Source organism: Paraburkholderia sediminicola (genome assembly GCF_046026855.1).
GTDB classification, from domain to species: Bacteria; Pseudomonadota; Gammaproteobacteria; order Burkholderiales; family Burkholderiaceae; genus Paraburkholderia; species Paraburkholderia sediminicola_A.
Genome location: NZ_JAQQET010000010.1, coordinates 138,790 through 152,770, shown reverse-complemented (window position 1 = coordinate 152,770; position 13,981 = coordinate 138,790). Strand labels below are relative to the sequence as shown.

Genomic DNA, 13,981 nt, shown 5'->3' with positions numbered 1-13,981 from the left:
GGCACGCTGCCGCATTTGATTGGCGGCCAGACCACCGGCCTTGAATTCCGCCTCAGGTATAAGTTGCGCCCGCAATTACCCCCGGCTTCGAGACGTCAATCATGACGTCGGCATCCATTCGTCATTTAAAAGAGCGAAAGAGGTAATACTATGCTTATAGAAAGTGCTTGCACTGTTTTGCTGAAAAGGATCTGCCGCATTGCTGCGATAATCGTCTTTATGGTGGTAGGCGCTCATTCATACGCGCAATCGAGCGTGCAGCTGTATGGCATCGTCGATACATGGGTCGGCGTCCAGAAATATCCCGGCAAAGCTGCTAGCTGGCAGGAAGGCGGCGGTGGTCTGTCTACTTCGTTCTGGGGCTTCGGTGGTCAGGAGGACCTGGGTGGCGGCTACAAGACGATCTTTGCTATCGAGGGATTTTTCCGTCCTCAGAATGGCGCGTACGGCTCCTTCAACGGCGATCCGTTTTTCTCACGTAACGCCTATGTCGGTCTCACGACACCCGCCGGCACTGTCACGCTTGGACGCCAGAGCAGTCTGCTGTATTTGCAGGCATGCCAGTTCAATCCGTTTTACGCTTCTTTCACGTTCTCGCCGACCATCGCCCAGATGTATGCAGGCCTTGGCACTTATCCGGCGTACAAGACAGATCAGGGGATTGTCGGCGGGACCGCCTGGAGCAATGCGGTCCAGTACGCCACTCCCGATCTGCACGGATTCACCGGTCACGCGATCTACGCGTTCGGCGACAGCAACTCGGGGAACGGCAGCAAGCAGTATTCACTGCAGGCTTCTTATCGGAACGGTCCCTTTGCCGCCGGCGCTGTCTACCAATACGCGAACTTTAACTCGACGGCGGGCGACCTGAATTCGCTGCTGAAGGGTTTTCACAGTCAGACGGCGACTCAGCTCGCGGTTTCGTACGAGTTTTCGTTTGCGAAGCTATACGGCGAATACACCTATACGGACGACAACGTGGTCAGCAAGGATTTTCACGTCAACATGTTCGAAGGCGGCGCGGCAATCGCTGTCGGAACGGGCAGGATTCTGGCGTCGTATGCGTATTCGCGCGATTCCGGCGGACTCAATCAGACCCGCCAGACTGCATCGCTCGGATACGACTACCCGCTCTCCAAACGCACCGACCTGTACGCCGTATATATGTACGACCATTTTGCCGGTTTGTCGTCTGGCGAGACTGCGGGAGTGGGGATTCGCGCGCGGTTCTAGGCATAAGCGGCACCGCCATCAAAGTCCACCGGACGGTGGCGGTTTTTAGCAGATCCGTTTCTCGAGGAAAATACCCACGAAGCCCGTCGGACAGCCGCGCGTCATCTGGCTCCACTAAACGCCCTCGCTGTCATGTCTTAGCGGTGCGCTCTTCAGCACGAGCGCCATCAACTGTCGCCGCGAATCGACGCCGAGCTTCGCTAATGCCCGCTTCGCATAGGTCTCGACGGTCGAGGGTTTCAGTCCCATCGATTGCGCGATCGCCGGTGTCGTCATTCCCTGGATGAACGACGAGCACACGTGCGTTTCGCGTGACGTCAGCTTGCCGTGCAACTGCGGAAGCCACTGCGCGAGCAGGTTGTTGTCCGACGTATCCGGGCGGCCATCGTCCGGCGAGATCGCGCCGATCAGTCGCTTGTGTACCGCCGACAGCGGTAGCACGACGTGCGCGAACTGCTTCAGCAGGCTCAACTCCTTCAGCGAAAACGATGGCAGGCGCCGTGAGCGCGCCATCGATATCGAGTATCGCGTGCCGTTCGTCACGCCGAAGACCACGCATTCGTCGTGGATGTTGCCGATGTCGAAGAACAGATGCCGGAGCTCGCTCGCAACCTTCTGCGCGGAGATCTGGATCAACTGCACGTCGCGCCTGTCGCCGATTCCTTCGTATGTCGCGTCCTCGCTCGCATAGCTCCGGTAGTAGTGCCGCATCACCTGCTCGACGAGCTCACGATCGCGACCGAAACTCCCGATCCAGCCGATGCTGCGCTGGCCGGACGGGGACACACGTTCGTAGTCCAGATGCACCGCGTCGAAGTCGACGAAACGCACGAGACTTTCATACACGACCTGAATGAACTGCGGAGCGCCGACGGCTTGCGCGACGTCGCCCAACGTCTCGGTCACGAACGCGACCTGACTGAGCTGGAGATCCGGGGAGGTGGGCGCGGCGTTCATCACTTCGGCTCTCGATGGTTTCTGGGTGGCGCTACTGGTACCACGACAAATTCCCCATGCCTACACGGGAATGCACCCAAACCGCCGTCATAGGCGATGACGCTTGTCCTTTGTTCCAGGGACAGACGATGCGTACCCCGATCTTTACAGTGCGATACAGCACCGCGCGCCGATACCCGTTACCCAACGTTCTCTCTGCACGTCGACGATTGCCTCGCGACGCTTTAACGACTTTGCTTATCGGCAGTATCCGCATTGAACGGGGCGGCCGACTCACCCTACCAGGAGATTTTCTATGCGTGCCCGTTTTCGTCGCCGCCCGATCGTCAGGATCGTGTTCGCCGCATCAGCCAGCCTCGCGTTCGCGGCGAGCCAGTCCGTCCAGGCCGGCGACACCAATCTGAACGTTTACAACTGGTCAGAGTACATCGCGAAGGACACGGTGCCAGTCTTCGAGAAGCAGACCGGCATTAAGGTGCGCTACGACAGCTATGACAGCGACGATACGCTGCAGACCAAGCTGCTCACCGGCAGTTCCGGCTACGACATCGTCGTGCCGACGTCCAACTACCTCGCGCGGCAGATCCAGGCGGGCGTCTACCAGAAGCTCGACAAGTCGAAGATCCCGAACCTTGCGAACCTCGACCCGGCGCTGATGAAGATGATGGCGAAGGCCGATCCGGGCAACCAGTACGGCGTGCCGTGGGCGTGGGGCACGACGGGGGTTGGCTACAACGTTGAGGCCGTCAGGAAGCGGCTTGGTGACAACGCGCCGACCGACAGTTGGGCGCTGCTGTTCGATCCGGCGAACGTGTCGAAGCTGAAGGGCTGCGGCGTGTCGCTGCTCGACGCGCCGGACGCGGCATTCGCGGCGGTGCTGCAATACATGGGCAAGGATCCGGAAAGCAGGAACCCGGCGGACTATCAGGCGGCCTACGACGTGCTGAAGACGATTCGTCCGTACATCACGCAGTTCAATTCGGTGGGCTATGCGGACGATCTGGCGAACGGCGACGTGTGCGTGGTGCTCGGCTGGTCGGGTGACGTCAGCCTCGCGCGGCGGCGCTCGGCGGAGGCGAAACACGGCTACGAGGTCCGCTACGTGAATCCCAAGGAAGGCGGCCTGCTGTGGTTCGACGCGATGGCGATCCCGAAGGATGCGCCGGATCCCGAGGCGGCGTTGAAGTGGATCAACTACATCGAGGATCCGAAGACTAACGCGGCAATCACGAACGAGATTGCCTACCCGACCGCGAACAAGGCCGCGCGCCCGTTCGTGAAGCCGGAGATCTCGCAGGATCCGGACGTCTATCTGCCTGACAGCGTGCTTGCCAGAATGTCGCTCGCGATGCCGATCAGTGCCGAACTCACGCGTTTGCAGAACCGCCTGTGGCTGCGCTTGAAGTCCGGCGGTTGAGGAGTCCGAATCGAACAACAACAAGGAGACGGTTTCATGAAGAAGAGGTTAATCAGCGCGCTGGTGGCCGGGGTGCTGCCGGGGCTGGCCGCGGCGAGCCCGACCGGCGATCAGATCAAGGCGCTGCAGCAGCAGCTCGCCACGCTGCAGCAGGAGGTCAGGGGGCTGCAGTCGCAGCTTGCCGCGAAGCCCATCGCCGCGCAGGCGCCAGCGAGGACGGCCGCAGTCGATCCGTCGTCGGCGGACTACGGCCAGGCGCCGGCAGTATTGACCAACGACGACGTCGCCGAGTTGAAGCAGCAGACCGCGAGCCAGCAGCTGAAGGTCGATGCGCTGACCGACGCTGCTCAAACTGGCCCGATTGCGGGGCTGTCGGTGACCGGCTACATCGATCCCTCCTATCTGTATAACCGTGCGGCGGGCACGTCGTCGTTCCAGTTCGCAAACCACGAGAACGCGTACCAGTACTACAACAGCACGTTCGGCGATCTGTACCTCGACATCAAGAAGACGTTCGGCGGTGGTCCGATGGCGCCCTCCGTCGAAGTGACCTTGATGCCGAACCGCGGCGCCGGGATGTACCTGATGAACGAACACGGCGACAGCGGGCTCAACATTCTGAACACCGCGATCGCGACGGTGCCGCTGACACAGACCACGTCGGTCGTCGCCGGCCTGATGGCGGGGCTGAGCGGCTACGAGATGCAGCAGTCGAACCAGATGCTGGCGCTCACGCACAACCTGCTGTACGACTTCTCGGATCCGGGCAGCTCGATCGGCGCCGGCGTGAACTACACCGGTGACCAGTGGGCATGGAAATTCCTGCTCGGCAACGAGCAGTTCCGCACCGCCGGCTCGGTTACCCAGACCGGCACGAACGCGCTCGGTGACCCGATCACGACGAGCAACCGCATGCCGACGTTCACCGCGCGGGTCGACTACTTCCGCGGCAGCCAACTCGACGTCGGCGGCTCGTTCGCGGTCGGACGGCAGACGCTGCCGAGCGCGATCGACCCGCCGACAGGCTCGGTTAGCTACGGCTGGGGCGGCCAGGCGTCGAACGGCTACGGCACGTTCTTCTTCACCGAGGCCGATGCGACGTACGCGCTGGCCGACGTACAGTACAACGCCGAAATCGACTACGGCCAGCAGCAGAACGCCGCGTGGAACGGCGGCCAGGCGCAGTGGTACGGCCTGTCGCTGCTCGCGCACCGGAAGTTCAGGCTGCCGGTGATCGGGAGGATAGGCGTGACGGCCCGCTACGATCTGCTGGTCGACAGCAAGAGCGGCGGCGGGGGCGGCGGGATCGCCCTCAACGGCAATGGCATGGATCCGTATAACGGCTTCGGCATCGACGTGAATTGCCTGGCGGCTTCGAGCAACCACGGTTTTGAGTGCAAGGGTGCGACACGCCAGGACGCCGCGCTCGACCTGCTGTTCTATCCGACCCAGCAGGTCACAGTGAAGGTCGAATACCGGCACGATTGGGCGAGCCATCAGGTGTTCCTGCGTAGTGACGGTACGTATGCGAAGTCGAACGACCTCCTGGCCGCGCAATTCATCTACTCTTTTTGATGCGATGCCGGCGTCGGCCTGAGGAAACAGGGCCGCTGCCGATCGCGAGGCTTTTTCATGCTCAAGTTCGAAAATCAAGCACACGTCCCGTCGTATTACGCGGCCACCGCGAACGACCGGACGTGTTATCCACCGCTCAATGCGTCGGTATCCGCTGACGTCTGCGTGATCGGCGGTGGACTCACTGGCCTTTCCAGCGCGCTCAGTCTCGCGGAGCGCGGTTACTCGGTCGTGCTGCTCGAGGCGTCGAAGATCGGCTGGGGCGCCAGCGGACGCAACGGCGGCCAACTGATCGCGGGCTATTCGTGTGACATCGATACGTTCTCGTCCTACATGTCGCAAGAGGACGTGCGGCGCGTCTGGGCAATGGGGCTCGAGTCGGTCGAGATCGTCAAGGAGCGGATCGCGAAGCACCAGATCGATTGTGACCTGACTTTGGGCTACGTGACCGCGGCAAACAAGCCGCGTCACGTCGACGCGCTGCGTGCCTGGCGGGAAGCCGCCGAGAAGCGCTTCGGTTGTAGCGCGTACCGGTATGTCGAGCGTGACGAGATGCGCCAGGTGGTCGCTTCGGATCGCTACCTGGGCGGGCTCCACCATGCCGGCAGCGGCCATCTGCATCCGCTCAACTACACACTCGGTCTGGCGCGCGCGGCGCGCGACGCAGGGGTGTCGATCCACGAGGACACGAGCGCGCACGCAATCGTGAAGACCGCGCAAGGCCATCGGGTGACGTGCGCGCTCGGGCTGGTGGACGCGCGCTACGTCGTGCTCGCGGGTAACGCCTATCTCGGCCGGCTGGCGCCGGCGCTTGCGCGCAAGATCATGCCGGTGGCGACCTACCTGATTGCGACCGAGCCGCTCGGCGACGCGAGGGCGGCCAACACGATGCCAACGGACGTGGCGATCAGCGACTGCAATGCAGCGCTCGACTATTTCCGCCTGACGAAGGACCGCCGGATGCTGTGGGGCGGCAAGGGGAGTAGCTCGACGCGCACGCCGCGCGATCTCGCCGCCGTGATGCGACGAGACATGCTGAAGACGTTTCCGCAACTCGCGGACGTGAAGATCGACTACGCGTGGGGCGGGTTCGTCGACGCGACGATGAATCGCGCGCCGCATTTCGGCCGCATCGAGTCGACCGTGTATTTCGCGCAGGGTTTTTCCGGGCACGGCGTGAACGTCACGGGGCTCGCGGGACGGCTGATCGCGGAAGCGATCGACGCACAGGCCGCCCGCTTCGACCTGTTCGGCAAGATCCGGCACCGCGACTTCCCGGGCGGCCGCCTGTTGCGCACGCCGATGCTGATGCTCGCGATGACCTGGCACCGGATGATGGACGTGCTTTGAGCCGGCGCCGGCCGGCACGTTCGGCCGCACGGTACCTGACCCATATCGAACACTGCATACCTTGGATGCATTCATGACAGACATCACGAATATCGTTGACCTGATGCGGGACCCGGCGGAGCTGACCCAGTCCCGCGTGCCGCGCGGGCTGCTGCTGGGCGGCAATCCGATGCAGACGCTCACGCATCACTACATCAGTCCTTGTGGACAGTTCAGCTCCGGCATCTGGGAGAGCACGCCCGGCCATTGGACGATCGAGTACGATGAATCCGAGTACTGCGAGATGTTGAGTGGCGTGGCGATCGTGCGAGACATGCAAGGGAACGAAAAGGTGCTGCGCGCCGGGGATCGCTTCGTGATTCCCACTGGTTTTCGCGGCACCTGGGAGGTGGTAGAGGCGTGCAGGAAGATTTATGCGTCGCATGCCCCGCAGGTCGATCCGTCGCATGCGCAGCGCGACGGCTCGACCTGCAACGTCAATCATCGGAATCAACCAGGAGCATGACATGACTCAGGATTTGTGGCGTCTGAGCGCTGCGGAAATGGTCGAGCGCGTCGCGCGTCGCGACGTGTCGTCGACGGAACTTACGCAGAGCTGCCTGCAGCGACTCGAGGATGTAAATCCCGGCATCAATGCGATTGTCGACGTACTGGCCGACAGCGCGCTGCTGGCCGCGTCGCAGGCCGACGCGGCGATCGCGCGGCGCGAGCCGGTCGGCCCGCTGCACGGCGTGCCGGTGACGGTCAAGATCAACGTCGATACGGCTGGCTACGCGACCACCAACGGCGTGAGCGCGTTCAAGGACCTCGTCGCGGACGAGGACAGCCCTGTGGTCGCGAACCTGCGCAAGGCCGGCGCGATCGTGATCGGCCGCAGCAACGCGCCGGCGTTTTCCTATCGCTGGTTCACCGACAATGATCTGCATGGCCGCACGCTGAATCCGTGGAATCCGCACCTGACGCCGGGAGGTTCCAGCGGCGGGGCTGCGGCTGCGGTCGCAGCCGGCATCGGTGCGATCGCGCACGGCAACGACCTTGGCGGCTCGATCCGCTATCCGGCCTACGCGTGCGGTGTCGCGGGACTGAGGCCGAGCACCGGCCGCGTACCCGCGTACAACCCGACGCAGGCGAAGGACCGGACGCTCGCGGTCCAGCTCGCGTCGGTGCAGGGGCCGCTCGCGAGAACGGTTGGTGACCTGCGCATTGCGCTGGAGGCGATGGCGGGCGGCGATCCACGCGACGCATGGTGGATGCCGGTAGAGCCGGTCGGCGATCGCGCGCCGTTTCCTGCGCGTGTCGCCGTCTGTGCGGAACTGCCCGGTGTCCGTTCCGACCCGGCGGTCGTCGACGCGATCCGGCAGGCGGCGGCCTGGCTTGAGGACGCGGGTTGCATCGTCGAAGAAGCCGTCCCGCCGCAGATGGCCGAGGCGAGCGCGTTGTGGCTGGACCTCGTCACCAACGAAGCGCGGAGCGGGCTTGGCGGCGTCATCATGCAGCATGGCGATGACGCGATCCGGACTGCGTTTGCCAGCCAGCGCCGCCTTGCTGCACCGCTCGACCTGACCGGCTACATGAACGGTCTGGCGCGGCGCACCGGTCTGTTACGGGACTGGCAGCGCTTCTTCGGGCGCTATCCGCTGCTGCTGATGCCAGTCTCGTGTGCGCAGCCGTTCGCAATCGACGAGGACCAGCGCGGCGACGACGCGATGCGGCGCATCCTCGACATGCAGAGTCCGCTGCTCGCGACCGCGCTGCTCGGACTGCCGGGGCTGTCCGTACCGACCGGTATACGCGACGGCGTGCCGACGGGCGTTCAGCTTGTCGCCGGTCGCTTCCAGGAGGCGCTGTGCCTCGCCGCGGGCGAAGCGATCGAGGCGCGCGTGGGAACTTGCACACCGATCGATCCAGTCGGTGCGGTGCGTTGCGCGGGTTGAGCGAAGGCGCCGGCATCGCGCCGGTCCATTCGTTGCAGATGTGATGCGCATGGCGCGGCGGTACCGATCGCGCCGTGTTTGATCAATAAATATTCATATAGGTATCCTGATGAATAAGAAAAATTTCTCAGACTGGAAGAATAAAGCCGCCCTTATGAAATTCGAAGGGCGTGCATTTATCGATGGCACACTGCGCCATGCGCACAGCGAAAGGACATTCGCCTGTGTGAGTCCGATCGATGGCCGCGTGCTCGTCCACGTCGCCGACTGTCGCGAGGCGGATGTCGACGCGGCCGTGAAGTCGGCCCGGCGGGCATTCAACACGCAGACATGGGCGGGCATGAATCCACGCGATCGCAAGGCCGTGCTGCTGCGCTGGGCGGCATTGATGCGTGAGCACCTCGAGGAGCTGGCTTTGCTCGAGACGCTCGATGTGGGCAAGCCGATCGGCGACACGACGGCCATCGACGTACCGGCTGCTGCGCACTGTGTCGAGTGGTATGCCGAGGCGATCGATAAGATGGGTGGTGAGCTCGTGCCGACCGACCATCATCTCGTCGGTCTTGTGACGCGCGAGCCCGTTGGTGTGGTCGCTGCGGTGGTACCGTGGAACTTTCCGCTCCTGATGGCGGCGTGGAAGTTTGCCCCGGCGCTTGCTGTCGGCAACAGTGTGATTCTTAAACCATCGGAAAAATCGCCGCTCACCGCCATTCGCATCGCTCAATTGGCGCGCGAGGCAGGCCTGCCGCCCGGTGTATTCAACGTCGTGCCGGGTGGCGCTGAGCCGGGCCGGCTGCTCGCACTACACCAAGATGTCGACTGCATTGCGTTCACCGGTTCGACGAGAACCGGAAGGCAAATCATGGAATGCGCGGCGCAATCCAACCTGAAGCGCGTGTGGCTCGAACTCGGAGGTAAGTCACCGAACATCGTGCTGCCAGACTATCCCGATCTCGATCGTGCAGCGAAGGCGGCCGCCGACGCGATTTTCTTCAACATGGGCGAGGTGTGTACGGCGGGCTCGCGGCTTCTCGTGCACCGGGATATCAAGGACGCATTCGTCGCGAAAGTGGCTGCCGCGGCACGTGCCTATGAGCCGGGTCATCCACTCGATCCGTCTGTGACGATGGGACCCATCGTCGATCGTATCCAGTTCGAGCGCGTGACGGCTTATATCGACGCGGGTCGCCGGGAAGGCCGGCTCGTGACGGGAGGCGCACGCGTCAGGGAGGAGACCGGCGGTTTCTATGTCGAACCGACCGTGTTCGAGGTCAAGCCGGATGCACAAATTGCCCGCGAAGAAATCTTCGGACCGGTTCTGGCCGTGATCGAGTTCGATGACGTTGACGAAGCGGTGCGCATCGCGAACGACACGGAATACGGCCTCGCGGCCGCTGTATGGTCTGGCGATCTGACGACTGCGTACGAGGTGGCGAGGCGCCTGCGTGCAGGAACAGTCTGGATCAATGGCTACAACGAAGGGGCTGACGACATGAATTTCCCATTCGGTGGTTACAAGCAGTCGGGCAACGGCCGCGACAAGTCTCTGCATGCGATCGAGAAATATACGGAGTTGAAGTCGACGATTGCGCGGCTGCAATAGGTGGTGTTCAGGTGATCCAGAACGTCCCAGCATTGATTTCCTCGCATGACGCGCTGCACGCGCAAACGCTGGTCAGCGTTCTTCGATGGTCATCCCTTCCCGGGTTCGCCCAAACGCGGGGCAGGCATTTCGCCATCGAAGTCGAAGTAAAAAAATCGTTAAAAAGCGGTTGACCTTACCACGCTGTCAAACCCCATCTTAGTCAGACACGGTAACCAACCAGGAGATCAAGATGCTGCGTTTCTACATTCCAAACATGACCTGCGACGGCTGCGCCAAGTCTGTCACCAAGGCGCTGCTGAGCGTCGACCCGCAAGCCCGCATCGAAGCCGATCCGCCCTCGCGTGAAGTTCGGGTCGATAGCGCCTTGGACGAGAGCGCTTTCATCGCAGCGCTTAGCGAGGCCGGGTACCCGGACAAGCAGTGACCCGAAGCGGCGAGCGACTGATCGGCGAGTGGGGCCCATACACATCAGGCATCTTCTAGCGATCGGCGGCACGCGACCCAGATGGGGTGGGTGCCGCCCTCGACAGCAGACATTCGAGCGATACGTGTCGCGACGCACGCTATATGCCGCATGACTGGTCAACCCATATTGCCGTCAGCATGGCGAAACGAATGCCTTTGAGGATCCGGTCGCCGTGTCGATCAATCAAGTGCGTGTGATTTATCTTTTACGCATAGATTTCTGTATCCCTAAACATTCCCACCTGATGGGATAACAAAAAAATTTTGGAGTTCCAGAGCAGACCTGAATATAGTCATCCCCGAAAACAGCCCTGCCGCAAGAGTCAAGCGTTCAACCAGGAGACAGACATGAACCTGCTCGTGTACAGACGTTGTGCCATTTCGCTATTAACCGCATTAACCGTGAGTGTGTCGCTGGGTTTGTCGGGTTGTGGCGGCGATGCGCCGGGCGGTAGCGGCGCCGTCGCTTCGGTGAATAGTCAACAGGTCGCGGCGGCCGCTGCCGCGCAAAGCGAATCTGCGGCGCCGCAAAACCGCCCCCGCTCGCGTCAGATCGCCGTGGTGCCGCCGCCAATGGGCTGGTCGTCATGGAACAGCCTTGCGGAGAACGTGAATTACAACACGATCAAGGCCGAAGCCGATGGCCTTTCCGCACTGAATGCGCAGATAAAATCCGGCGCGCAGTACGAGTATGTGAACACTGATGAAGGCTGGTGGACCTCAGGGACGAGGGACGCCAACGGCAACTTCGTCATCGACAACACGCAATGGCCGGGCGGCATGCCGGCCATTGCGCAATATATCCACAGCAAGGGACTGAAAGCGGGCATCTACATCGACGCCGGCCCGCAGGGCTGCGGCACGCGGACCAACGGCACGCATTTCGTCGGTAGCGGCTTCGCGCATTACGATCAAGACTTTCTGCAATTCGCGCAGTGGGGATTCGACTTCGTGAAGGTCGACTTCTGCGGGGGCAGCGCAGCCGGCTATGATCCGCAGCAAGCCTATACGGCCATCGCCGATGCGATCGACAAGGCATACGTGCAGACCGGCCACCGCGTGACGCTCAGCATCTGCGACTGGGGAACCATCGGCAATAACAGCACGTACCCCGACTTCAACGAAGGACCATGGGCGTGGGCCGCCGGCGTTGGCCGGATGTGGAGAACCACGGGCGACATCTATGGGCCGAACAGCGGCGCGCCGAACTTCGGCAGCGTGACCGGCAACTTTTTTGGCAACTACCACCCCGAGGCCCAGCACACCGGCTTCTACAACGACCCCGACATGATGGTGGTCGGCATGGGCATGACGGCGGTTCACGATCAGGCGCACATGAGCCTGTGGGCGATCGCCGGTGCACCGCTGATTCTCGGCAACGACCTGTCGAAGCCGCTGACCGCGGATGCCACGCGGTTGACGACGAGCACCGACGTCATTGCGGTCGACCAGGACCCGCTTGGCACACAAGGCGTAAAGGTCGCACAGTCCGGCGCACAGCAGGTGTGGGCGAAGCTTCTGGCCGGCCAGGGGCAGCGTGCTGTTGTGCTGTTCAACAACGGCACGACTGACGCGCCGATGACGGTCACGTGGCAGCAACTCGGCCTGGTGCCAAACGCGCGCGCGGTCGTGCGTGATCTGTGGGCCGGCAAGCAACTCGGCTCGTTTGCCACTTCGTATACGGCGCCCGCGGTGCCGGCGGGCGGCGCCGTGATGCTCTCGGTAAGCGGACAGGACGTCGCTGCGACGACCTACCAGCCGACCTCACTTGGCGGTGGCGCATCGTATACGCACTGCCCGGACTGCGATGGCGGCAGGATCGTTCGGGGACTTGGCACTGTCACCTTCGGTAACGTCGCATCGACTGGCACTGGCGGCTACGTTGAGATTGCCTATGCGAACCGCTCTCACGAAACGTTGACCGCACAACTTTCGACAGACGGCGGCCAGGCGACCACCGTGGCATTTCCGCCGACCGGCGGCGAAGGGCGCGTTGGCACGGTAACGGTCTACGTGCCGCTGCAAACCGGGGTTAACTCGCTGACGCTGTCGAGCGCGGACAGCACCGCGCCTGCGCCCGAGATTGGCACCGTCTCTGTCGTCGCCGGCCCGGTGACGCTACCGCCGTTCAAGGCCGCCTATGAAGCAGAAGCGTCGAGCAGCGTACTCGCCGGTGGCGCGCGTATTTCGGCATGCAGCGGGTGTTCGGGCGGCTCGGACGTTGGCTATATTGGCAACGGCGGGACACTGACGATCAACAACATTAGTGTCGCCGCGGACGGCACCTATACCGTGTTGATTGGTTATGCGAATGGCGACTCGTCGCCGCGCTCCGCGGACATCAGCTTTAATGGATCAACGCCTGTCACTGTTTCGTTTCCGCCGAGCGGTGGGTGGGGCACCGTCTCCACTCTCGCTGTGACGGGCACATTCAAGTCGGGCAACGCGAACGCGCTAATCTTCTCGAATCCTTCGGGTTGGGCACCGGACATCGATGGCGTTGGCGCGCCGGCAGCGCAGTAGCTTCAGTTGAAGGACCTGCGCCGCCGTCTCCAGCGGCGGCGCAAACGTCAAGCCAGGGAAGCAGGCAACGTTGAGGTTGAAGCAGTGCGCGAGCGGACAGCCATATAGCGTTTGCAGCAGTTCGCGTGGACCGTTACGGTCTGCATATTCGCGCTGCCACCCATTGTGACGCGCATTACCTGAAGACTTCAGTTGCTTCGCAGTTCGACTATCCCCATTCTGCCTGCGAGTTCGGCAAGTTTGAAAAGCAGTTCTGATGTTACCGCCGGCCTTCGATGTAGCGGATGCGTGCTTAATCCGCTTTTTAGCACCGGAATGGACCTCTTGCGGACATTCCCTTAGTCAGCAATCGAACGAATGACCCGCGCCGGATTCCCTCCGACAAGCGTATTCGGGGGAACGTCCCTAGTGACTACCGACCCTGCCGCGACGACCGAATTCTCGCCTACTGTTACGCCACCGATGATGGTCGCGCCCGTCGCGATCCACACGCCTTTCTCAATCACGATCGGCTTTCCGATTGTGGCGGCGCGTCGCTGCGAGGGATCGAGGGGATGGCCCGTCGTGATGATGCTCACGTTCGGCCCGATCATCACATCGTCTGCGATGTCGAGGCCGCCAAGGTCATAGAACGTGCAGTTCTGATTGACGAAGACATTATGTCCGACACGGATTTCGTCCCCACCGGCCGTATAAAACGGAGGGATCAATAAAAAGCTCTCATCTACCTCTTTACCGATCAGTTCGCTGAACAGGATACGAATTTCGGCCGCATCGTTGAACGTCAAACGGTTAAGTGTGGCGGTGATCGCCATCGCTCGTTTGACGTTTGCCAACATGGCCGCCGATTCCGGCGTCCTGCTATAAATTGTCCTGGTGCGATCGTCATTCGCCATTCTCTATTTTCCTCCGGTTGCGCGA

General features: G+C 62.2%; 11 protein-coding genes. 9 read left to right on the top strand and 2 right to left on the bottom strand.

Annotated features, from left to right (window positions below; translation table 11 throughout):
• Positions 1 to 156 precede the first annotated feature (156 nt).
• Positions 157 to 1,233 (top strand): porin, encoded by a 1,077-nt coding sequence (locus PQR40_RS13525; RefSeq protein ID WP_408509204.1) that lies wholly within the window; start codon positions 157 to 159, stop codon positions 1,231 to 1,233.
• A gap of 114 nt (positions 1,234 to 1,347) precedes the next feature.
• Here the strand turns inward: PQR40_RS13525 and PQR40_RS13520 are convergent, their stop codons facing one another.
• The gene (locus PQR40_RS13520; protein WP_408509168.1) at positions 1,348 to 2,190 is read right to left on the bottom strand and encodes a helix-turn-helix transcriptional regulator; all 843 of its coding nucleotides are present in this window, start codon (positions 2,188 to 2,190) and stop codon (positions 1,348 to 1,350) included.
• A gap of 295 nt (positions 2,191 to 2,485) precedes the next feature.
• Between PQR40_RS13520 and PQR40_RS13515 the strand changes: the two genes are divergently transcribed.
• From PQR40_RS13515 to PQR40_RS13480, 8 genes are all read left to right on the top strand, one after another.
• Positions 2,486 to 3,607 carry a polyamine ABC transporter substrate-binding protein gene (locus PQR40_RS13515; RefSeq protein ID WP_408336118.1) on the top strand — a complete coding sequence of 374 codons (1,122 nt, stop codon included), beginning with the start codon at positions 2,486 to 2,488 and terminating at the stop codon, positions 3,605 to 3,607.
• A 36-nt stretch (positions 3,608 to 3,643) separates the two neighbouring features.
• Positions 3,644 to 5,182, top strand: coding sequence for a DUF3138 family protein (locus tag PQR40_RS13510; protein ID WP_408509167.1), 1,539 nt, complete (start codon positions 3,644 to 3,646; stop codon positions 5,180 to 5,182).
• Positions 5,183 to 5,239: 57 nt separating this feature from the next.
• Positions 5,240 to 6,532 carry an NAD(P)/FAD-dependent oxidoreductase gene (locus PQR40_RS13505; RefSeq protein ID WP_408509166.1) on the top strand — a complete coding sequence of 431 codons (1,293 nt, stop codon included), beginning with the start codon at positions 5,240 to 5,242 and terminating at the stop codon, positions 6,530 to 6,532.
• A gap of 73 nt (positions 6,533 to 6,605) precedes the next feature.
• Complete coding sequence (locus PQR40_RS13500) at positions 6,606 to 7,037, top strand: cupin domain-containing protein (RefSeq protein WP_408229397.1); 432 nt, start codon at positions 6,606 to 6,608, stop codon at positions 7,035 to 7,037.
• Between the two features lies 1 nt (position 7,038).
• A complete protein-coding gene (locus tag PQR40_RS13495; RefSeq protein WP_408509165.1) occupies positions 7,039 to 8,466 on the top strand; it encodes an amidase family protein in 1,428 nt (475 codons plus the stop codon).
• A gap of 109 nt (positions 8,467 to 8,575) precedes the next feature.
• Entirely contained in the window at positions 8,576 to 10,069 is a 1,494-nt protein-coding gene (locus PQR40_RS13490; RefSeq protein WP_408392800.1) for an aldehyde dehydrogenase, read from the top strand.
• A gap of 232 nt (positions 10,070 to 10,301) precedes the next feature.
• Positions 10,302 to 10,496: a heavy-metal-associated domain-containing protein gene (locus PQR40_RS13485; protein ID WP_408229388.1), complete on the top strand. Its 195-nt coding sequence runs from the start codon at positions 10,302 to 10,304 to the stop codon at positions 10,494 to 10,496.
• Positions 10,497 to 10,885: 389 nt separating this feature from the next.
• Positions 10,886 to 13,060 (top strand): carbohydrate-binding protein, encoded by a 2,175-nt coding sequence (locus tag PQR40_RS13480; RefSeq protein ID WP_408336135.1) that lies wholly within the window; start codon positions 10,886 to 10,888, stop codon positions 13,058 to 13,060.
• A 338-nt stretch (positions 13,061 to 13,398) separates the two neighbouring features.
• Here the strand turns inward: PQR40_RS13480 and PQR40_RS13475 are convergent, their stop codons facing one another.
• Entirely contained in the window at positions 13,399 to 13,956 is a 558-nt protein-coding gene (locus PQR40_RS13475) for a sugar O-acetyltransferase (RefSeq protein WP_408229383.1), read from the bottom strand.
• Positions 13,957 to 13,981 lie beyond the last annotated feature (25 nt).